A 20,821-nucleotide genomic window follows, 5' to 3' on the forward strand; every position below is an offset into this window, starting at 1 on the left:
CCGCTTGCCACTGCGCCCGCAACGTACACCCTGTTCGGCGCGCAAACGCCGGCGACCCCAGCCGACCCGGACGCTCAGCCGGTCGAGTTGGGCATGAAGTTCCAAGTCGCCACTGCAGGCTGGATCGACGGCGTGCGGTTCTACAAATCCACCACCAATACAGGCGCGCATACCGGCTCGCTGTGGAACGCCCAGGGCCAGCGGCTGGCCAATGTGCGGTTCAGCGGCGAGAGCGCCTCAGGCTGGCAGAGCGCGCGGTTTGCCAGCCCAGTGGCTGTGCAGCCCGGCACGACGTACGTGGTGTCGTACTTCACCCCCACCGGCCACTACGCCGCCGAAACCGGCTACTTCACCCAACCGCGCGATGCCGGGCCGATCAGCGCCTTGACCGCCACTGCGACACAGGGCAACGGCGTGTATCGCTATGGCCCGACGAGCGGCTACCCCAACCAGACCTACCAAGCCACCAACTACTGGGTCGACGTGGTGTATCGGCGCACCGAGCAATCCTTGTTCGACAGCCAGACGCCCGCCGCCAGCGAATGTGTCGCCGATTTTCCCGTGGAATTGGGGATGCGGTTCAACGTGGCGAGCAACGGCCAGATCGCTGGCGTGCGCTTCTACAAGCCGCAAGGCAGCACGGGCGCCAACACCGCCAGCCTGTGGAGTGCCAGCGGCCTGCGGCTGGCCAGCGCCACGTTCTCTGGCGAAAGCGGCAGCGGCTGGCGCAGCGTTACTTTTGCGCACCCGGTGACGGTCACGCAGGGCCAAAGCTTTGTCGTGTCGTACTTCGCCCAGGATGGCTGCTACGCCTATGACGAGCAGTACTTCTTGCAAGCCAAGACGAGCGGCGCGCTCACCGCGCCGGCCAGTACCGCAGAAGCCGGCAACGGTGTGTACCTGTACGCCAGCAACAGCAGTTTCCCCAGCGAGACTTACAAAGCCAGCAACTACTGGGTCGACCCCGTGTTCGTGCCCAGCGGCACGACAACGCCGCCCAGCGGCGACACCACCGCGCCGAGCACGCCCACAGGCTTGAGCGCCAGCGCCAGCAGCGCGACTCGTGTCAACCTGATCTGGGCCTCCAGCACTGACAACGTCGGCGTTGCCAAGTACCAGATCTTCCGCAATGGCTCGGCCGCAGCCGTGGGCGAATCGGTGACTGCGAGCTACGCGGACACCAGCGTCAGCGGCGGCGCCACGTACACCTACCAGGTCAAGGCGCTGGATGCCGCGGGCAACGTCTCGGCATCCTCCAATGTCGCCTCGGCCTCCACGCCGGCGGCGGGCGACACCACACCGCCATTGGCACCGTCGAGCCTGGTGGCCACGGCCGCCACGCCCACCCAGGTCGATCTGGCTTGGCGGCCGAGCACGGACAACGTCGGCGTCACCAAGTACCGCATCGTTCGCAACGGCACCGACCTCACTGACGTCACCGGCACCAGCTACACCGACACCTCGGTGTTGGGAGGTACCACGTACGCGTACCACGTCAAGGCGCTGGATGCAGCCAACAACGTCTCGGCCGCTTCGAATACCGCCTCGCTCACCACGCCGACCGGGCCTGCGCCTGCGGGAGGAGTACCTTGTCCCTTGACGGCTGCGGCTGAATCTTGCTGGGCTGCCTACACGGGTGTGCGGGACCCCATCAATCCGACGGGCCCCACGCTCAGCGAGGCGCAGGTGAAGGCTTACGCCACCAGTGGCCAATACGGTTTTCGCAAACTGTCAGGTGATCAGCTCATCGTTGCTGACAACACAGTGCTGAACAAGGTTTGGGTGGACGGTTGCATCTCGGTCCAAGGCAACAATATCCGCATCGTCGATGCGCTCGTCACCAGCGACCATGCCTGCGGTTACCGAAGCGGCTTTGGCGTCATCGTCAATGGCGATGGCAGCCCGGGCCAAGCCGTCGGTCTGGTCGTTGACCATGTCGAGCTGGACATCAACACCTGTTCGGCCGCCTCAGGCGTGACCAGCAGCAACTACACCGCGTCGTTCATGCGCATTCGTGGACTGAGCCACGGCCTATGGACTGGCAACAATGTCGTCGCTCACGACAACTACATTCACGGCGCTCCTTTTTGCCCCACAGGCAACCCCTCCGACCCTTATGTGCATACCGAATCCATCGACGGCGACAGCAGCACCAACGTCACCATAGAGCACAACTGGCTGGGTTCGAATCCGACGGGCAGCACGGGTGCGGCTTTCTTTGGCACAACTTGGGGGCCGGTCACGGGGCTCATCGTCAAGAACAATTTCCTGATAGGTGAATCCGGTTGCGGCCTGTGCGGCTACGTCACGAGCGGGAGTGCCATCGTTCAGAACAACGCCATTTCCAGGAACAACGGTTATGGCGGCACCAACTACGTGTATGGCTTCTCGGCGCTGTCCCGCACCGCCTGGAGCGGCAACTACGTGGCAGAGGATCCGTCCAAGACGGTCAATTCCGATGGGACCATCTCGCCGTAACGTCTGGTCTGGCGCCATGCATTGCGCTTCGCGCCGCTTGCCACCGCAGGGGTCGTCATTTGACCAACGCTAGTGCAGCGTTTCACGCTGTTCGGTACTTATGAAACCGCGCCTTTGCCCCTATGGCGTCGTTGCCCATCCGCGCGATACCTCGGTATCGATGTGGTGGGCGCCTAGCCACAGGGCCAACGCCCGCCACCATCGTTGCTAATGCTCGCTGTAGCAAGTGCTACAGCTACGCTTTGCGCCTCGTTGGCGGGCTTTTGACGAGTCACGTGGGTGCTCATCTGGTGTGAACAGGCCCTAGTCACGCCCCTGCGCCCAGCGCAGCAATGCAGCCACAGGCGCGTACAGCGAGCGCGGAATGGTCTGGCCCAGCGGCACCTCGGCGTAGAGCAGCGCAGCCAGCGATGCGTCGAACTCTGTAGGCACCAGCGCGTCTTGCGCAAAGCGCCTGATCTGCGCGGCGACCGCACCTTCGCCACGGGCAATCACCCGCGGCAAATCTTTCTCGCCCAGGTACTGCAGCGCCACGGCGGTGGTATTCGAATGAATCACCGCCGATGACCAGCGGACGCGGTCGGCCAGGCCTGCATAAGCGGCTTCGTACTGCGCCGAACGGCGCCGGCCGGTGGTGGCGGGGTCGCCTTGCGCTTCTTTATGTTCACGGCGCAGGTCTTCGATGGACATGCGGTGCTTTTTGGTGAACTCGTGGTGTTCGTGCACATAGTCGATCGCTGCCATCAGCACATAAATCACGGCCGCCCAGCCGAACACGGTGAGCAGGGCATGTGCGCCCACCGCCATCACCGCCGAAGGGGTGGCATGCCCAAGCTTCAGCGCGGTATCGAGCAGCCCGCGGATCACCACGAACATCAGCGCGCCGATCAGCAGCGTCTTGATCACCATCTTCAGCAGCTTGACCAAATTGCCAGTCGAGAAAATGCGCTTGAGTCCTTGGGCCGGATTGAGGCGGTTGGCATCTGGCGCCAGGCGGCTCCACGCGGCCAGGCCGCCCACTTGGAAGAATGAACCGGCAAAGCCGGCAAAGCCCGCCAGGCACAACACCGGCACCATGCCCCACAGCAGCACCTCGCTCATGTGCAGCAGCAGCTCGGGCAGGTGGTCAGCCGGGTGCGCCAGCAGCGCGGCGCTGGTGGCGTGGCGCCACAACTTGCGCAACATGCTGAAGCCCATGCTGCCAAGCAGCCACAGCGCCACCACGACAACCACGAACGAGACGCCACTAGAGACCTCGGCGCTGTGCACCACTTCGCCGCGCTTGCGCGCTTCGCGCAGGTGTCGGGCCGTGGGCTGGTGCGTCTTTTCGCTCATCGATGCAGCCCTAAAGTGCGAGCCGCAAAAATTCGAGTACGCCGTTCGACGGGCGCAAAAACTCCTGTAGCGACTCGTACACGAAAAACAGGAACAGCAACATCATCAGCCCTGACAGCAGGCGCTTGATCGGCTGCGCCATGGAGAAGATGTTGAGCTGCGGCGCAAGCCGGCCGATGAGGCCCAGGCCGAGCTCCACGATCAGCAGCACCAGGATCACGGGAGCGCCCAGCTTCACGATCCACAGGAACAAGGTATCGCCTTGGCGCACGGCGAATTCTTCGAGCACCGCGCCAAAGCTCGGCATGAACTGCACCACCGGCCACAGCCGATAAGAGTCGACGGTAACGCCCACGAGAGCGCGCAAGCCACCCGCCGACACAAACAGCGTGATGACGAGCCACCCGAGGAAGTCGCCGGTCGGCCCGTTCTCGTGGCCCCCGGTGGGGTCGAAGAAAGCCGCGTTGCTGGAGCCCGTCTGGAAGTCGATCAGGTCGCCCACGCTTTGGATGGCCCAAATGAAGATGCCGAAGCCCAGCCCCAGCAGCAGGCCGATCACGCCTTCCTTGACGGCAATGAGCAACCACCCCGCAAGCGTCAGGTCAGGCACCTCGCCCATCATCGGCGCCATGAAGAGCGCAAGCATCAGCAAGAAGCCGTTGCGCACGGTGCCGGTGAGCACACGGCCCGAGAAGAAAGGCACCACCGAGAAGATCGCCAGCAGGCGGGGCAGCGTGAGCGCCGCCGAGACGAAGGTGCCCTCCATGGCTGCAAGCTCCAGTGCCATGTCAACAGGCCCTTCGCGCCAGCCACAAGCGCGCTGCGTGCTCTTCGGCGGGTTCTTCGGCGCGCACGTCGCGCTGGCGGCGCACAGCGGCTTCCACCCGGGTTTGCATCTCTTCGGCCTTGACGACGTTGCCGCAGGCAGCCTTGAGCTCAGCCGCGCTTTGGTCCACTCGCTGCTGCTGCGCTTGTCCCCCTTGCTCGGCCATTCGCAACCGGCCCGTTGCTTGGGCGATGTGCCCGTCGAGCGCGCGGCTCCAGGCGCTGGCGTCGCGCAGCGTGGCCATGTCCAGACCGACCCCAGGTGCGGCCGCGGCCTGCCACAACCGCGCCTTGGCGTCGATCTGTTGCGCCAGCTCACCCTCGGCCCGGCGCACTTGCGCCTCGCGTTGCACGGCAAGCTCGCGCTCTTGTGCCAAAGCCTGGCTGGCCACGAGCCGCTGCTGCTCGCGCACGTGAACCAGGAGCTTCCAGTCGATGGCCATGGCGCTCAGCGTTGCAGGCGGTTCAGGGCCGCCACGGTGGCATCGAAGGGCGACGCCAACTCGGGCGGCTGCTTGAGGAAATCGTGTATCGCCGGGCGCAGCCGGATGGCGCGGTCGGCCACCGGGTCGCTGCCGGTCTTGTATTCGCCAATCTGCACCAGCAGTTCGAGTTCCTGGTATCGGGCGAGCAATGCGCGCGCGGCCGAGGCGGCGGCGAGGTGCTCACGGCTCACCACCTGCGGCATCACACGGCTCACGCTGGCGAGCGTGTCGATGGCCGGGAAGTGCCCTGCCGAAGCCAGCTTGCGCGAGAGCACGATGTGCCCATCAAGAATGGATCGCACCTCTTCGGCGATCGGGTCGTTCTCTTCGTCGCCTTCAGTGAGTACGGTGTAGATGCCGGTGATGGAGCCACTGGCGCCCTGCCCCGCTCTCTCTAGCAGCTGCGGCAGCATCGAGAAGATGGAAGGTGGGTAGCTGCGGCGCGTGGGCGGCTCGCCGCTGGCCAGGCCAATTTCGCGTTGTGCCCGAGCAAAGCGGGTAAGCGAATCCATCAGCAGCAGCACGCGCATGCCCTGGTCGCGAAAGTGCTCGGCAATGGTGGTCGCCACATAGGCCGACTTGATGCGCTCCATGGGTGGCCGGTCTGAGGTGGAAACCACCATCACCGTCTTGGCCATGCCGGCCGGGCCGAGGCTGCGCTCGATGAACTCTTTCACCTCGCGCCCTCGCTCGCCGATGAGGGCCACCACGTTGACGTCGGCCGTGGAGCCACGGGCCAGCATGCCCAGCAGCGTGCTCTTGCCGATGCCCGGCGCCGAGAACACGCCCACACGCTGGCCTTCGGCCAGGGTCAGCAGGCTGTCGATGGCACGCACGCCGGTCGGCAGGTGCCGGTCAATCATGCGGCGCTGCAATGGGTTCATGGGCTCGCGGTGAACGGGCACGCGTGCGCTCACGTTGAGCGGTCCGCGGCCGTCGAGTGGGTCGCCCATGGCATTGAGCACACGGCCCAGCAGCCCGGCGCCCACCGGGCAGGTGTGGCCACGGCCCGAAGGAACCACCTCGGTCAGCGCCGAGATGCCGGCGGTGGAGCCGAGCGGCGTCAACAACGCCGTCTGCTGCGCAAAGCCCACCACTTCAGCCAACAGCGGCGGCTCGCCCGGCGTCACCAACTCGCACAGCTCGCCCACGTGCGCCTGGATGCCCGAGGCTTCGATGAGCATGCCCACCGCTTTCACCACGCGCCCCCGCATGGCGACCGGCGTGACACGGCCGATGGCTTGCGCCAGGTCGGCCACCAGGCCGCTGGCTTGCCCGGTTGTGGCGAACGCAGAGGCGAAGCGATCCACCGGCCGACTCTTAATGCGCCGCGCCGACTTCGAGCGCCCGCCGCAATGCGGTCAGCTGCGCATCGAGACCGATGTCGAGCGTGCCGGCCGAGGTCTGCAACACGCAGGCACCCGCAGGCAAGGCCGGGTCAGACTGCATCGAGATCGGCATCGCCCAACCGGCTTCGGCGCGCAGACGCGCGAGCACCTCCTCCAGCACGTGCGCGTCGCCGGGCGACACGCGCACGTTCACGAAAGGCTCGCTGCGCACCAGGGCATCCACCCGCAACAGCGCTGCCTCGAACAGCGCGGCGGGGTCCGCCGAGGCAATGAACTGCGTCACCGCCTGCGTCACCAGCTGGGCCATCGACTCGCGCAGCCCCTGCAGCTGGCGGTGCTGGTCGAGCGCGGCGCCGAGCATGCTGCGTGCGTGCTCCACCTTGGCCTGCTCGAGGCCGGCCTGGTGACCCTTCTGGCGCGCCTCGGCCGAGTCGCGCTCGGCCTTGAGCGTGAGGCGGCGCGCTTCGCCGCGCGCGGCTTCAACCACCTGCGCGGCGTCGAGCAAGGCCGCGTACTCGGCCTGCTTGAGCACCTTGCGCTCGCTCAGGAGCTGCAGGTTCTCGGTGGTGATCAGAAAAGCCAGTCCCATTGCGGCAACCTCTCGGGCAACAAGCATTGCAGCGTCACTTCGCGCAGTTGGGCGAGCTGCGCAGGGCTGAGCAAGGGCACCCCACTGGCGCAAGTGCGGCGCGGCAGCTTGCGCTGGACCCGCTGCAGCAGCGCCTCTTCTCCCTCAGCGCTCATCAGGGCGAGCAGCAGGCGATGGCCCCGGTCAACAATGATGCGACCGGCGGCGCGCGGGCGTTGCTGCAGGTGGCTCAGGCTCATGCGCAGCTCGCTCAGCTGGGGCGTGCGGTCGAGCACGAAGTCGGGCGCGTCGCGGTCGAAGCGGCGCGCCTGGCGACGCAGGTGCGAGCCGCCTAGGCGAGGCCGCAGCAGCGCCTTGTGCGCGCACAGCCCCAGGTAGACCGCAAGCCGGCGCAGCGCCGGACCATCGAGCAGGGCCAGCCGGCTCAAGGGCGAGTCGAAATCGAAACGCGGTTCGTTGGCCAGCGGGTCGTCGCGCCGCAGCAGGTCAGACAGAACCGCCTGCCCCGCCGGCCCGAGCCGCGCCACTTGCCGATACCGTGCGGGCCACTGGGCCGGCAGCCAGCTCGGATGCAGGTCGAGCTCGGGATGCAGGTTGTGACGCATCAAGAGCGACATGAGCGGAGTCGGCGGCGTCACGAGCGGCAAGCCTCAGCGGCGAAATACCTGGCGGCGCACCCAGGTACGCCAATCGAGCTTGTTCCGGCGCAGCAGCGGCGGCAACACCATCAAACACGCGGTGGCGAGCAGCAGCAGCACCAGCAGAACCACGGCGGTCTGCGTGGGCAGCACGCCGAGGATCATGCCGCCTCGCGCCGCAGGCAGCGCGGTGGTCGGTGCGACCCTGCGCGCCTCGAACAGCGACAGCGAAACTTGTTCGTGCGTCAGGCCCTCGATGCTGTGGGCGACCAGGTCTTTGACCGCCGGCGCGAGCATGCGCAGGTCAACGTCGGCACGGTGCTTGATGAACACGGCTGCCGACGACGGGCGGATCTTGTCGCTCAGCGGGTCATTGGCCGGGATCACCACGTGCACACGTGCGGCCACCACGCCATCGACCTTGCGCAGGGTCTGCGAAAGCTCTTGCGACATCGCATGGATGTAGCGCATGCGTTCTTCGGCCGGCGTGGAAACCAGCCCCTGCTTCTGGAACACGTCGCCCAGGCTCGCGTAACGTTCGTTGGGCAGACCTTGGGCACGCAGCAGGTCGAGTGAGACAGGCAATTGGTCTTTCTCAACCAGCACCTGCCATTGGTTGTTTTCGAGCCGCTCCTTCTCGGCATCGATGCCCTCGGTGCCAAGCGCCGTGACCATCTCGTTGGCCTCCTGCTCGTTGAGGCTCGAGTACAGGCCGACCTTGCAAGCGGCCAGCCCGGCGATCAGGAACACGGCTGCGAGGCAGCGAAAGGCGGGGCGCACGAGGCGAGCCCGAAGCATGGCGGCAGTGTTCACTGCTGGTTCTTCAGCAGGTTGCCGAACACGCTGGTCGCCGCGCTGGCAAGGCCGGTGGCGATGTGCAGCTTGGTGAACATGGTCTGCAGCTGGGCCGAATGGTCGGTCAGCATGTACAGCGTCTTGATCGGGTCGGACGAATCCACCGCCTCCATCATGCTGTGGCGCACTTCGTCGATCGACGGGCCCTTGCCGTTGATCTGCTGCGCATAAGACACCACCGCGGAGCGCAGGTCGGTGGGCCCAGCCGGGGTATCGGGTTGCGCCCCGCCCTGAACCATGCTGAAGAACATGCGGCTCTCGACCGGGTCGGCCGCCCGCGGTGTGCTGAGTGGCGCGCTTGCCGCCGCGTCGTGCGGCGTCGCGGCCGTGGCCAATGCAACAGGATCGATCATGGCGTTCACCTCTGATTTGTGGCCGGCGCACGGCGCAGAAAAGCGCTGCGCGCCGGTGATGCGCATAGAACGTGGTTTGCGCGATGCCGCTGAGCACCGCACAAACGCATCGGCATGGGCGGTCAGGCCGCCTTTGCCGCCTGTCGCATGTCGTTGCCCACCGTCTTGGCCGCTTCCGTGCTGGCTGCATTGGCGCTGCTGACGGTGTTGGTGGTGGTGGCCGCGCCTTGAATGCTGGTCGAGGCTTGCATGCTGGCGGCCATCAAGGCTGCGTTGTCGGCTGCCGCGGCATTCATCTGGGCGATTGAGTTGTCTGATGCTTCTGACATGTTTCACTCCTGTTGATGTTGAAAAAATCACGTATCAAAAAACCCGCCCCTTCGTCAGGGCCGGGCATCCCGCGCGAGCGCGGAATTCTTGCTGGCGGCCATTCGGCTCGCCTTTGACTCGTTCACTTCTTGTCGCGTGCCGGTGGGCTACCGCTCACCACCAGACCGTCGGCTTCGATGCTGCGCAGTTCCGCCCCCGAGCGCAACACCGAGCCTTCGTAGTACCGGCTGCCGTTGGCCAGCTGGATGTGTTTGAGGCCGTTGGCGTCTTCGGTGATGCCCACCATGCGCGAGGGCAACACCGACTGCCACGCAGCCCATTGCGCGCGCGTGTCGGGGCCTTCTTCCTTCACCGGCCTGGCGCGGTACATCACCTTGTCAGACACCATGACCGCCGGGTGAAGGTCTTCTGTCAGGCGCTTGATCTGTTGGCGCACCGCGTCGTCTTCCACCGTGCCGGAAACGACAAGCCGCCCGCTGCCGGCATAGGCCACGGTGACGCCGGGGTCGCTCACAAACCGGCGCGCTTGCTCGATCATTTCTTCGGCACTGAGCACGTTCACGGCCACCCGGCTCCCGAATGCAGCCAAGGCCTGTTGCAGTGCCTGCCGGCGCGAGCGCGATTCCACGTAACCCCGCACGACAACGCTGCCACCGGCGCCTGAAATCGTCTCCACCTCTGGATAGGCGGCGACCGCCTGCTCCAGCGCCCGCAAGTCCACGGCGTTGCCCGCTCGCCCCCGTGCATCGCCCCCACCGCTGATCGACAGCGCGCCCACGCCAGCGAGCGACAGTGCAATTACCACAACACCCACCCAGCGCATGGAGAACGCCTTCGGTGCGGCCTGCTGCCGTGCCGCTGCGCCGCCCTCGACGCCCGGGCCTTCCAGCGGCGCGAACATGCTGTCTTCGGATTGCGAATGCACCGTCGTGTACACCGCGTCGAGTTGGAACTCGATGGCGCCCACACCGACCACATCCCCGGCGACCAGGCTGCGGCGCGGCTGCTCCATCGCAGCACCATTCAGCAACACCGCCGCCGCACCCACTTTCTGCACCGACACCACCAGCTCGCCCACATTGAGCGCCAGGTGCCGGGGCAGCACGTCGCTGCCGGGCAGCATGACGTCGCAATCGCCGGCCGAGCCCACAAGGTTCAGGCCACGCTTCAAGGCCATCGTGCGCCCGCGCATCGCGCCACTCAGGAAGCGCAGGCACCACGCCGGTGAGAGCCCGGCACGCGCTGAAGACGAGGCGTCCATCATGGTCAGTCTCCGTTCTTGAGCAGGTTCGCCCCCGGGATCACCAGGCGCGGCGTGAGCAGGTAGAAGCGCTCCATGTTCTTGCGCGACTTCTCGCTGTACTTGAACAGGTTGCCCACGAGCGGCACGTCAGACAGCAGCGGCACACCGGTCGAGGCGTTCACCGTTTCCTGCGTCGAGAAGCCAGCAATCAGCAAGCTGGTGTTCTCGTCGACCATGGCCTGCGTGTTGACGGTGCGGCGGCGCACCAGTGGAATGTTGTCAATGCCGTCGAGCGGGCTCAAGTCACCGTCTTCGATGTTGATCGACAGCATGACGCCGCGGCCGGCTTGTTCGTCGACGATGAGCGGGGTGACCCGAAGCGCCGTGCCGGTGGTGATGCTGAAGAGGCCGGCGTCCTGGAAGCCTTGCACCTTCACGTGGATCTCGCTCATGTTCTCGAGTGCTGCCTCGGTGTTGTTGAGCGTCAGTACCTTGGGTCGGGCGACGAAATTCGCCGTGCCCTTCTTGCTCAGCGCGCTCACGCGTGCCAGCAGGAAGTTGCGCAGCTCGTTGCCGATGGAGGCAGTCAATATGCCGCCCAACGGCGGGACGGAGCTTCCGCCCCACGTGAGCGGGGGCGTGTCTTCGCGGGCGCCGCGGCCCACCTGCGCGTCGGCGCGCCGGCCATGCAGCCGCCAGTCGACGCCCAGCGTTTCGAGGTTGTCGCTGCTGATGTCCATGATGGTGACCTCGATCTCGATCAGGCGCGGCCGGGCGTCCATGTTGTCGATCAGGTGGGCGTACTGCGCCATGCGCTCAGGCACGTCGCGTACGAGCACGGCATTCATGCGGGTGTCGGTGTGGAACTGCGGTAGTTCGCTGCCGGAGGTGAATGCCGCCGTGTTGCCGTCGTCGTCAGGCGCACCGGCTGTGCCGCCCATGTCGACCTTAGGCGCGTTCACCGTCTCGCCCGAGCCCAAGCGGATCTCCCGTGTGGGCCCCATGCGCATGGGAGGGCTGGTCTTGCTGACGCCCGCGCCGCCGGGCCCGGCAGAGATGGGGCCGCGGCTGAAGAGCTTGCGCAGGACGGTGGTTACCCCCGGCAACACCACCTCCTTGCCTGCGCGGTTCACACGCGTGTCGCCCGCCCAGGCGTATTTCAACGGGAAGATGCGCACCTCGGCGTGGTCGGTGAGCGCGGCACGCTGGTCGGCCAGCTTGACCGCCTGGCGCACGAGGTCGACATAGCGCTTCGGCCCCGAGACGTAAAGCGTGCCTTCGGCCTCGTTGATGACAACGGGAAAGCGGTTGTCGGCAATCTTCAGGCGCGCCAATGTCGACAGGATGCGCGGGCTGCTGCCCGCCGAGATCGAGAGCACCTCGCTGCGCGCGTCACCGGCGGCGTCGATGTAGATGAAGGCGCCGTCGTAGTACCAGGTGAACCCGTAGGTCGCACAGATGCTGTCGAGAATGGTCTGCGCCTGCATGTTGAACTTGCCGCTCACCACGCCGGCCACCTTGGCGTCGATGACCGCGGTGATGCCCTGTGACGCCACCACCTCGCGCAAGAAGTCTTGCAGTGGTTTTTCGTTGGCCACGATCTGCAGCGCGCGCGCGCGCCAGCGCACTTCGGCGGCTTGCGCGTGCAGTGGCAGCACGGCCGCGAGGGCCAGCACCCACGCAATGAAGCCGCCGGGCATGAAGCGCCGTGGAGAAGGTCGTTGCATGGTGTTCATCGAAGCTGGGAAATGATCTGCATGGCACGTTCGGCGAAGCGCATCACATCGCGCCCCAACCACCCTGCGCTGAGCACGATGGCCAGCATCACGGCGATCAGGCGAACCGACTGGCCGATGCTCTGGTCCTGGATCTGCGTCACGGCCTGAAGAATGGCGACGATCAGCGCGGAGCCGGTGGACACCAGCACGACCGGCAGCGACACCCACAGCACCACCATCAAGGCCTCGCGGGTGATGTCGAGAATGTCGAGCGGCGTCATGCGGCGTGCCTCATGCGGGTTGGTCATGCAGCCTTGGGGTTGGTGACCCAGCCCACAGGCTGGAGCGCCACGTCGTCATCGACTTCCTGGTACGAAAGCACCACCAGCAGCGGCGCCACCGGTTCGAGCAACGTCTTCACATAGCGCCGCACGTCGGAAGAGGTGACGGCCACCACACGGCCACCGCCCGCGGGCAAGAGCCGGCGTACCTGGTCGCGGATGTCTTGCGTCACCGCCGGGCTGAGCAGCAGCAGGTTGCCTCGCGGGCCGCGCTCCACCGCGCCCTGTACGCGGTCGAGCAGGCTCGCTTCGAACAGAATGGTTTCGAGGCGGCGGTCAGCCCCGACATAGCAGCTGGTGATGTAGCGGCCGAGGGCGGTGCGCACCAGCTCGGTCAATGCAATGACATCGGGCTCCTTGGGCGCCCAGATCACCAGAGCCTCCAAGATGGCGGCCAGGTTGCGAATCGGTATGCCTTCCTGAAGTAGGCGGCGCAGTACCTCAGTGATGCGCTGCAGGGGCACCACTCGCGCCGCTTCGGCGGCCAGGTCGGGTGCGTCACGCTGCATGGTGTGCAGCAAGCGCTGCACCTCCTGAAGGCCCAGCAGCTGAGGCGCATGCCCGCGCACCACCTGGTCCACGTGGGCGGCGACCACGTCTTCGCAATGCAGGCCGCCAGCTGCAGCCGGCGCCGCGCCTGCCGGTACCCACATCACGCGGCGGAAGGGGCCGAACGGTTCGGCCACTTCGGCACCCGGCACTGCCCCTGCCTCGGTGCTGTCGAGCAACACGCTGCCGGGGCGCAAGCGACCGAGCGCCACGGGGGTGTCTTGCACCAGGATCTGATAAGCGTCGGCATCGGTGAGCGCGGTCGTGTAGGCCACCTGCAGGCGCGGGAACACCGGGCCGAGATCGGCTTCGAGCGATGACTTGGCCGCACTCAAGCCCAGGTCGAGCGCATGCTGGTCAACACGGCCCCGAAGGCCGGCGGAGAGGCGAATGCACAGCGGTGCGGCGATCGCGTCTTCGCCTCTGCCGGCTTCTATCGCCGCGTCTTCGCCGCCCCGATGCGAGATCCACGCCGGCGTGCGGCGGCGGCTCTGCAGGCGGCGCGTGACCAAGCCCAGTGAAATGACGACGGCCGCGAGCAACCCGAACACCCACTTGGGAAAACCGGGCACGAGCAAAAAGCTCCCGATGGCAACGCCTGCGATCAGGAGCGCTCTGGGGTGCGCGAGCACCTGCTGCCCGATCTGGCGTGCGAGCTGCACATTGGCGCCTTCGGTCGCGCCGCCTACCCGGGTGATCACGATGCCTGCTGCAATGGACACCAGCAGCGAAGGGATCTGCGACACCATGCCATCGCCCACGGTCAGAATCGCGAAGCGCTGCAGCGCCGCGCCCACTGTCATGTCGAGCATCAGCGTGCCGATGGCAATGCCCGCGAGGATGTTGACCAGCGCGATGATGATGCTGGCGATGGCGTCGCCCTTGACGAACTTCATGGCGCCGTCCATGGCCCCATGCAGCTGGCACTCCTGCTCCAGCAGCCGGCGGCGAGCCTGGGCTTGTGAAGTCGAGAGCACGCCCGCGCGCACGTCGGCGTCGATGCTCATCTGCTTGCCTGGCATGGCGTCGAGCGCGAACCGCGCGGCCACCTCGGCCACGCGCTCGGAGCCCTTGGCGATGACGATGAACTGCACGATGGCGATGATGAGAAACACCACCCCGCCCACGACCACGTTGTTGCCGACGATGAGCTTGCCGAAGGTGTCGATGATGTGGCCGGCGTTCGCGTGCAACAGGATGAGCTTGGTCGAGGCGATGTTGAGCGCGAGCCGGAACAGCGTGGTGAAAAGCAGCAGCGACGGGAAGGTCGAGAGTGCCAGGGCGGACGGCACGTACATGGCCACGATGAGCAGCACCAGGCTCACCGACAGGTTCACGGCAATCAGCAGGTCGAGCAGCGGCGTGGGCAGCGGGAGCACGAACAGCGCCACCACCGCCACCAGCATCGCCGCCAGGGCCAGGTCGTTCTGCCGAGTGAGCACGCCCAACAGGCTGCGCACCTTGTCGCTGGACAAAAGGGCTGGAGAAGGAGTGGCCGCCATGGAGCAGTTCGCCTGACACGGGTCCCGTCGTCGCAGCGGCGCAGCAACTGAAGGGGACGTCGGGTGCTTTTGACTCTAGGGGCCTGCCTCGGTCTCAACAACAACGAATCTCCGTAGTGCGGCGGACGTGCCGCACTACGTGTCTGCGTAGTTCCGCCGGCAGCTGGCGTTCGATAGGCTGCAAGTCGTCAAGGTATCGGCACGCCGCCTGCATCGCAGCGCCGGCCTCCAACCTTTTCAACGTGCCCGAACAAGGACAAAGAGGATGCTCGCCCTTCCGACACAGCCGGTGACTGAACTCGGCGCCGCACCGCTGCTGCCCCGATCGAGCGCAGCCATGGGACGTGCATTGAACTTGCTGTACAGCCACGCCGCACCGGTTTCTCTGTTGCTTGGCGCCAGCGCTCACCGCTTGCGTTGGGCGATGCACGACACGCCGCGAACCGGCTGGGAATGCTTCGGCTTCAAGCTTGGCAACCACTCAGGCGCGCTCGGGCTCGAGCCGGGTGGGGTGGCCAGCCTGCTGGGAGAGCGCCGCAGCGACTTGCTGCCGCGCGACCTGCGCTACGTGCTGCTCGCCGACGCGCTGAGCCCCTTGGCAGACGCGCTGGAGAAGTCGCTGCGCCTGCGCTTCGAATGGACACCCAAAGATCGCCCGGCCGCCGACGACGATGCCAACATGCACCGCGCCGCCTTCTTCGAGGCTGACACCGTGGGCAACACGAGCGCGCTGCAGGGATTCGTTTTCTTCGAGGCTGATGAGGTGCTGGGGGCGGTGCTTGCTGCGATGCGCGTGCCGCGCAGGCAGCCACGGCACGGCCTTGAGTGGCTGCGCATTCCGGTGCCCTTTGTGGTGGGCACCACGCAGGTCAGCCTGCGCGAGATCAGCAGCATCGCACCGGGCGACATCATCAGCATCGACAACTGGGCCGCCGCCGGCGCAGCCCTGCTGGTCAAGGCCGAACTGGGCGGCAGCGCGGGGCGCCAATTGGTGGGCTTGGCAGAAGGCTCGCGCATCACCCTTCAGCAATCGAAAGACACCGACATGAACCGAGACCTCGCCCCGCAGCCCGCCGCCGACGACAACAACGAGTCAGCCAACCTGCCGCTGGACCGGCTCGACGCACTGGAGGTGAGCTTGCGCTTCGAAGTGGGGGAACTGTCGCTCACGCTGGGTGAGCTCAAAAGCATCCGCCCCGGACACGTGTTCGAACTGGCGCAGCCCATCAACCGCAGCGCGGTACGCATCGTGGCGCACGGCAACGTGCTCGGAAAAGGCCATCTGGTGGCGGTGGGCGACAGGCTCGGCGTGCGGGTGTCCGAGTTCGCCCCGAACGACGCCTGATCCGTGGCGCAGATCACCCCCTCTCGTTTGCGAGCGCAGTGCTGACATGGGAGGAAGCCTTCCAGAGCCACTGACCCTCGTCGCGCTGATCGTCGGGTTGGGCCTCGCGCCTTTTGCCGCCATGATGGTGACGAGCTACACCAAGCTCGTGATCGTGTTCGGCTTGCTTCGCACTGCGCTCGGCTTGCAGCAGACACCGCCGAACATGGTGCTCAATGGCATCGCCATCATCTTGTCCCTCTACATCATGGCGCCGGTGGGAATGGAGGTGTCCGACGCCCTGCGCGGGCGCAACCTGGGCGCCAAGGGTGAAGGCGTGGGCGACATCATGGCCGTGCTCGATGCGGCCAAGGCACCGATGAAGGAGTTTTTGCAGAAGCACACCCGGGAGCGCGACCGCGCGTTCTTCTTGCAATCCGCGGCCAGCATCTGGCCGAAGGAGCGCGCCGCCGCGCTGACAGCCGACGACTTCATGGTGCTGGTGCCAAGCTTCACGCTGAGCGAGTTGACGCGGGCCTTCCAGATCGGCTTCATCATCTATCTCGTCTTCGTGGTGGTCGACCTGATCGTCGCCACCGTGTTGCTGGCACTGGGCATGTCGATGATCTCGCCCACAACCATCTCGCTGCCGTTCAAGTTGCTGTTGTTCGTGATGCTGGACGGGTGGACAAGGTTGATCCACGGGCTGGTGCTGTCGTATCGGTAGCAGCATTTCGGCGAGCGCGGCGCATCAGCTTTCCATGTCGTGGCCCGATCGTCGAGCCGTGCCGACGATGCGCATGGCTTCATGCACCAGCTTCACCCGGTTGTTGGCGCCGAAGCGCCGCCGCAATTGACGCATGTGGTAGTCCACGTTGTGCAGGCTCAGCTTCAGCTCGGAAGCGATTGCCTTGTCGCCCATGCCCCTCAGCAGGCAGCGCATCATGTCGAGCTGCACGGGCGTGAGCTTGAGGCTCAGTGCGTCCAGCAGGTCGGGCGTGGTGGCGTGGTTGCTGTAGAACTCGTGCAGGCACGTTGCGAAGTTCAGCACTTTGCCGAGCAGCTCGTCGTCCATCCAGTCGCAGCCGGGGCTGTTGGACATGAGGCTCAGGTAGGCGTCTGATCGGGGGTAGTGGCCGAGCAATCGAAGCGAGATGCCGGAGTGCCCACCCACGTTGCGCAGGTCGCTGATGAAACGGTTGAGCTTGGAGACGGGAAGAATGATGCTGGGCTGCCCGAGTGTTTCGAGATCCCACACATAAGGAAGCCCGGACCCGGCGGTTTCAATCAGTCGCCGATCCACGTCGAAGTACTCTTCCCGAAAGTAGCGCTCGGCCCACTTGTCCAGTGCGATGCCGGTGCCGATGGACGTGAGCGTGGTCGAGTTGCTGAGCGAGAGCTGGCCGTAGGTGAGCCAGCAAAACCCCATCTCGCTGAGGCGGTTGCGAATTTGCACCACCCGGTCTTCATTGCTTGCGGCGTGCACCAGCGCGGCGAGAAAAGCCGGCTGCCGACAAAGGGGTTTCGGCAAACGTGGCGGTGCGGGGCTCGGCGCGACCGGAACCGTCTTGCGGCTGCTGCCCGCCTCCCCTTCTTCATCGGCTGGCGTGTGGGTTGGGTAAGTCACGATGGCGGCTCCAAGCGTTGCATCTCTCTTCTCAGAGCGAGAAAAACGAAGCGGCGGGGTCAGGCCATTTCACTTCAGTACGCCTCACCCCCCGATTCAAGGGGGCACTAGGCATGGTGCTTGGCGCGCTGTGCACCCTCCGAGCTTTCGTAGTGGTGCCGCTGCGCGGACGTGAACCGCCCTGCGAAAAACGCGCTGGCCAACTTCAAAATCTCGTTGGCCCGACACAGTTCCTTGACCTCGCGCTCCAGCGCCTTGACCCGGTCGTGCCCAGCGGATGTGGTGCCCGCACGGGTGCCGGCCTCCACCTCGGACTGCTTGACCCAGTCCAGCAGCGTCTGCGCAACGCAGCCGATCTTCGGCGCGATCGACTCGATCGCTGCCCACAATGACGGGTATTCCCCGCGGTGCTCTTGCACCAACCGCACGGCCCGCTCGCGGACCTCGGGTGAGAACTTGTTCGACTTCTTCATGGCTCCATCTTCTCAAGAGTTGGAGCCTCCTCAAAGACCGGGGCGGTTCAGGAAGACTCAAGCTGCGCTACCCGCAGTCACGGCACGGGTCGGCATGAAGCGCACCTTGGTCTACGGTCTCATCAAGGAGGGGAAGTTTCCTGCGCCAGTGAGGCTCGGAAAGGCAAGCGCTTGGCTGGACGAGGAGATCACGCAGTGGATCCAAAGTCTCAAGGAAAAGCGCGAGGCGTCGAAGAGATCGCCGCAACGCTGCCGCTGGATTCCGCCAGCGTTCGGGATCGTGCGTACAAAGCCGCGAACCGGTTTACCCCTTGGTTTACCCCTCGCGCCGAACAAAAGAAAAACGGGTTAGCTCCTTTCAAAGCTAACCCGTTGACTTTTATTGGCGGAGTGGACGGGGCTCGAACCCGCGACCCCCGGCGTGACAGGCCGGTATTCTAACCAACTGAACTACCACTCCAGATGGCTTCTGCACTGCTGCACAAGCGCCATCAAACTTGGCGTCCCCTAGGGGATTCGAACCCCTGTAGCCACCGTGAAAGGGTGGTGTCCTAGGCCTCTAGACGAAGGGGACTCAATCCTTCAACTCTTGAACTGCGCGCCACCTGGTTTGGTGGAGGTAAGCGGGATCGAACCGCTGACCTCTTGCATGCCATGCAAGCGCTCTCCCAGCTGAGCTATACCCCCGCTTTGTCTTTCAACCAAGTCTTTCAACTTGGCCTTTCAACTACGGGACGCGCTGTTCAAGCGAGACTGCGATTATAGACAGATTTTCATGCTGCCTGCAAACGCAGCAGCACTGTCTCTCTGGGGAAAAGTTCCAACACCGCATCAACCGACGGTGTCTGCGAACGACCGCAAACCAGCACGCGTACGGCATGGGCCAGCTGGGGCATCTTCAGGCCGTGCGACGCCAGCGTTTCCTTGATGGCCACAGCAATTGCAGCCTTGCTCCACTCAATGGCGGAAAACTTATCGCGCAACGTTGACAGCGCAGGCTTCACCAGGTGGTTGACATGCGTCGCCACGTCTTCTGCTGTCGGTTGCACGTCAGCGAAATACATGGCGACCCAGTCGGCCAGCTCGACTGTGGTCGAGCAGCGGTCTTTGAACAGCACCATGACACGGGTCACTTCTGCAACGCCTGCCGAGGCGATGCCACGGCGCTGCAACTGCGCGGCAACGAGCGCAGACAAACGGTCGTCAGGCAGCGCCTTCAGGTAGTGTGCGTTGACCCACGCCAGCTTGGTCGCGTCCCACTGCGCCGGGCTCTTGGAAAGGTGGCTGCCATCGAACCACGCAACCAACTGATCAGGCGTGAACAGCTCTTCGTCGCCGTGGCTCCAACCCAATCGCGCCAGGTAGTTGAGCATGGCTTCGGGCAGAAAACCCGCTTCTTCGTAGGCCGTGACGCTCACAGCGCCGCGGCGCTTGGAGAGTTTCTGCCCGTCGTCGCCCAGGATCACCGGCACGTGGCCGAACACCGGCAACGGTGCCCCGAGCGCGTTGAAGATGTTGATCTGCCACGGCGTGTTGTTCACATGCTCGTCACCGCGGAAGACGTGGCTGATGTGCATGTCCCAGTCGTCAACGACAACAGCAAAGTTATAGGTCGGCACGCCGTCGGCGCGCTGGATGATGAGGTCGTCGATCTCACGGTTGCTGATGGTGATGGGGCCTTTCACCACATCGTCCCAGGTCACCTCACCGTCAACCGGGTTCTTGAAGCGCACGACCGGCCTGACACCCTCGGGCACCGACGGCAGCGCCTTGCCTATCTCGGGCCGCCAAGTACCGTCGTAACGGCGCTTTTCGCCACGCGACTCTTGCGCAGCCTTCATCGCGTCCAGCTCCTCGGGCGTGCAGTAGCAACGATAAGCAGTGCCAGCGGCCATCATCTGCTCAACGACAGCGGTGTAGCGGTCCAGGCGCTGCATCTGGTAGATCGGGCCTTCGTCGTAATTGAGGCCCAGCCACCTCATCGACGCGAGGATCTGGTCTACCGAGTCTTGCGTGGAGCGGGCCACGTCAGTGTCTTCAATGCGAAGCACAAACTCACCACCGAAGTGCCTCGCGAAAGCCCACGAATACAGGGCCGTGCGTGCAGTGCCCAGGTGCAGAAAGCCGGTGGGCGAGGGGGCGATGCGGGTGCGGATTTTCTGGGTCATGTTTGTCGAAAGCGTCAGGTCTGCTCGGTGGCGCTTTGCAGGGCAAGGCGCGAACGGTCGCTGTTTTCTTCTTCGTCGACTTGCGACTTGCGCTGCATGGCCATGGCGTCGAAATCAGCCGCGCTCACATCACCCGTCACGTAGTGGCCATCGAAACAAGAGGCCTCAAAGCCAGCGAGATTCGGGTTGAGCGCGCCCACCACTTTCTTCATCGCATCCACGTCTTGATAGATCAATGCATCAGCGCCTATGAACTCGCGGATCTCTTCGATGCTGCGGTTGTGCGCGATCAGCTCTTCGCTGGTGGGCATGTCGATGCCGTAGACGTTGGGGTAACGCACCGGTGGCGCGGCCGAAGCCATGTACACCTTGCGAGCACCGGCGTCGCGCGCCATCTGCACGATCTCTTTTGATGTGGTGCCACGCACTATCGAGTCGTCGACCAGCAGCACGTTGCGGCCCTTGAACTCGACACCGATGGCGTTGAGCTTCTGACGCACCGACTTCTTGCGTACGCCCTGCCCCGGCATGATGAAGGTGCGTCCGACGTAGCGGTTTTTCACGAAGCCTTCACGGTAGGGCTTGCCTATCTTCTGCGCGAGCTGCATGGCTGACGGGCGGCTCGACTCAGGGATCGGG

Annotated in this window: 20 protein-coding genes, 3 tRNA genes and 1 pseudogene; 4 read left to right on the forward strand and 20 right to left on the reverse strand. The window is 65.1% G+C overall.

Translation table 11 applies throughout. The features are described from left to right. A partial coding sequence (locus tag AC30QB_RS02890) for a DUF4082 domain-containing protein (RefSeq protein ID WP_489544686.1) occupies positions 1-2,478 on the forward strand: 2,478 nt, incomplete at its 5' end. 303 nt (positions 2,479-2,781) lie between these two features. Here AC30QB_RS02890 and AC30QB_RS02895 read toward each other — a convergent pair. The 13 genes from AC30QB_RS02895 to sctV all read right to left on the reverse strand — a co-directional run bounded on the left by AC30QB_RS02895 (position 2,782) and on the right by sctV (position 14,590). Then, entirely contained in the window at positions 2,782-3,813 is a 1,032-nt protein-coding gene (locus tag AC30QB_RS02895) for an EscU/YscU/HrcU family type III secretion system export apparatus switch protein (protein ID WP_489544687.1), read from the reverse strand. Between the two features lie 10 nt (positions 3,814-3,823). Further along, positions 3,824-4,600: a type III secretion system export apparatus subunit SctT gene (sctT, locus tag AC30QB_RS02900; RefSeq protein ID WP_489544688.1), complete on the reverse strand. Its 777-nt coding sequence runs from the start codon at positions 4,598-4,600 to the stop codon at positions 3,824-3,826. Between the two features lies 1 nt (position 4,601). Further along, positions 4,602-5,081, reverse strand: a complete 480-nt coding sequence (locus AC30QB_RS02905) for a hypothetical protein (protein WP_489544689.1) — start codon at positions 5,079-5,081, stop codon at positions 4,602-4,604. A gap of 5 nt (positions 5,082-5,086) precedes the next feature. Beyond that, positions 5,087-6,433: a FliI/YscN family ATPase gene (locus AC30QB_RS02910; protein ID WP_489544690.1), complete on the reverse strand. Its 1,347-nt coding sequence runs from the start codon at positions 6,431-6,433 to the stop codon at positions 5,087-5,089. A 10-nt stretch (positions 6,434-6,443) separates the two neighbouring features. After that, complete coding sequence (gene sctL / locus AC30QB_RS02915) at positions 6,444-7,061, reverse strand: type III secretion system stator protein SctL (protein WP_489544691.1); 618 nt, start codon at positions 7,059-7,061, stop codon at positions 6,444-6,446. Next, positions 7,043-7,678, reverse strand: coding sequence for a SctK family type III secretion system sorting platform protein (locus tag AC30QB_RS02920; RefSeq protein ID WP_489544692.1), 636 nt, complete (start codon positions 7,676-7,678; stop codon positions 7,043-7,045). The genes sctL and AC30QB_RS02920 overlap by 19 nt, the downstream gene beginning before the upstream one ends. Positions 7,679-7,711: 33 nt before the next feature. After that, positions 7,712-8,512, reverse strand: coding sequence for a type III secretion system inner membrane ring lipoprotein SctJ (sctJ, locus tag AC30QB_RS02925; RefSeq protein WP_489544693.1), 801 nt, complete (start codon positions 8,510-8,512; stop codon positions 7,712-7,714). Next, a complete protein-coding gene (locus tag AC30QB_RS02930; protein ID WP_489544694.1) occupies positions 8,509-8,907 on the reverse strand; it encodes a hypothetical protein in 399 nt (132 codons plus the stop codon). Before AC30QB_RS02930 ends, sctJ begins: the two co-directional genes overlap by 4 nt. A gap of 122 nt (positions 8,908-9,029) precedes the next feature. Continuing rightward, positions 9,030-9,236 (reverse strand): hypothetical protein, encoded by a 207-nt coding sequence (locus tag AC30QB_RS02935; RefSeq protein WP_489544695.1) that lies wholly within the window; start codon positions 9,234-9,236, stop codon positions 9,030-9,032. A gap of 122 nt (positions 9,237-9,358) precedes the next feature. Beyond that, complete coding sequence (locus AC30QB_RS02940) at positions 9,359-10,501, reverse strand: FHA domain-containing protein (RefSeq protein ID WP_489544696.1); 1,143 nt, start codon at positions 10,499-10,501, stop codon at positions 9,359-9,361. 2 nt (positions 10,502-10,503) lie between these two features. Continuing rightward, a complete protein-coding gene (gene sctC / locus AC30QB_RS02945) occupies positions 10,504-12,207 on the reverse strand; it encodes a type III secretion system outer membrane ring subunit SctC (protein ID WP_489544697.1) in 1,704 nt (567 codons plus the stop codon). A 5-nt stretch (positions 12,208-12,212) separates the two neighbouring features. Then, on the reverse strand, positions 12,213-12,479 hold the full coding sequence (gene sctS / locus AC30QB_RS02950; RefSeq protein ID WP_489544704.1) for a type III secretion system export apparatus subunit SctS: 267 nt from the start codon (positions 12,477-12,479) through the stop codon (positions 12,213-12,215). Between the two features lie 23 nt (positions 12,480-12,502). Further along, the gene (gene sctV / locus AC30QB_RS02955) at positions 12,503-14,590 is read right to left on the reverse strand and encodes a type III secretion system export apparatus subunit SctV (RefSeq protein WP_489544698.1); all 2,088 of its coding nucleotides are present in this window, start codon (positions 14,588-14,590) and stop codon (positions 12,503-12,505) included. A 337-nt stretch (positions 14,591-14,927) separates the two neighbouring features. On the opposite strand from sctV, the gene sctQ reads away from it, so the two are divergent. Continuing rightward, positions 14,928-15,935 (forward strand): type III secretion system cytoplasmic ring protein SctQ, encoded by a 1,008-nt coding sequence (gene sctQ / locus AC30QB_RS02960; protein ID WP_489544699.1) that lies wholly within the window; start codon positions 14,928-14,930, stop codon positions 15,933-15,935. Between the two features lie 46 nt (positions 15,936-15,981). Beyond that, entirely contained in the window at positions 15,982-16,641 is a 660-nt protein-coding gene (gene sctR, locus AC30QB_RS02965; protein WP_489544700.1) for a type III secretion system export apparatus subunit SctR, read from the forward strand. Positions 16,642-16,665: 24 nt separating this feature from the next. Here the strand turns inward: sctR and AC30QB_RS02970 are convergent, their stop codons facing one another. Both AC30QB_RS02970 and AC30QB_RS02975 read right to left on the reverse strand, forming a co-directional pair. Beyond that, positions 16,666-17,541, reverse strand: a complete 876-nt coding sequence (locus AC30QB_RS02970; protein WP_489544701.1) for a helix-turn-helix transcriptional regulator — start codon at positions 17,539-17,541, stop codon at positions 16,666-16,668. A 166-nt stretch (positions 17,542-17,707) separates the two neighbouring features. Next, positions 17,708-18,014 (reverse strand): annotated as a pseudogene (locus AC30QB_RS02975) (transposase); the annotation flags it as partial. Here AC30QB_RS02975 and AC30QB_RS02980 point away from each other — a divergent pair. After that, the gene (locus AC30QB_RS02980) at positions 18,013-18,366 is read left to right on the forward strand and encodes an AlpA family phage regulatory protein (protein WP_489544705.1); all 354 of its coding nucleotides are present in this window, start codon (positions 18,013-18,015) and stop codon (positions 18,364-18,366) included. The pseudogene AC30QB_RS02975 and the gene AC30QB_RS02980 overlap by 2 nt on opposite strands. A 31-nt stretch (positions 18,367-18,397) precedes the next feature. On the opposite strand, the gene AC30QB_RS02985 is transcribed toward AC30QB_RS02980, so the two are convergent. The 5 genes from AC30QB_RS02985 to AC30QB_RS03005 all read right to left on the reverse strand — a co-directional run. Then, positions 18,398-18,474, reverse strand: a tRNA-Asp gene (locus AC30QB_RS02985). Positions 18,475-18,512: 38 nt separating this feature from the next. Continuing rightward, positions 18,513-18,588 (reverse strand) — tRNA-Glu (locus AC30QB_RS02990). A gap of 37 nt (positions 18,589-18,625) precedes the next feature. After that, positions 18,626-18,701, reverse strand: a tRNA-Ala gene (locus AC30QB_RS02995). An 86-nt stretch (positions 18,702-18,787) separates the two neighbouring features. Then, positions 18,788-20,182: a glutamate--tRNA ligase gene (gene gltX, locus AC30QB_RS03000; RefSeq protein ID WP_489544702.1), complete on the reverse strand. Its 1,395-nt coding sequence runs from the start codon at positions 20,180-20,182 to the stop codon at positions 18,788-18,790. Between the two features lie 14 nt (positions 20,183-20,196). Continuing rightward, positions 20,197-20,821, reverse strand: a 625-nt coding sequence (locus AC30QB_RS03005) for an amidophosphoribosyltransferase (protein WP_489544703.1), incomplete at its 5' end; no start/stop codon positions are given.

It is taken from the genome of Rhizobacter sp. (assembly GCF_046595475.1).
Taxonomy (GTDB): Bacteria; Pseudomonadota; Gammaproteobacteria; order Burkholderiales; family Burkholderiaceae_C; genus Rhizobacter.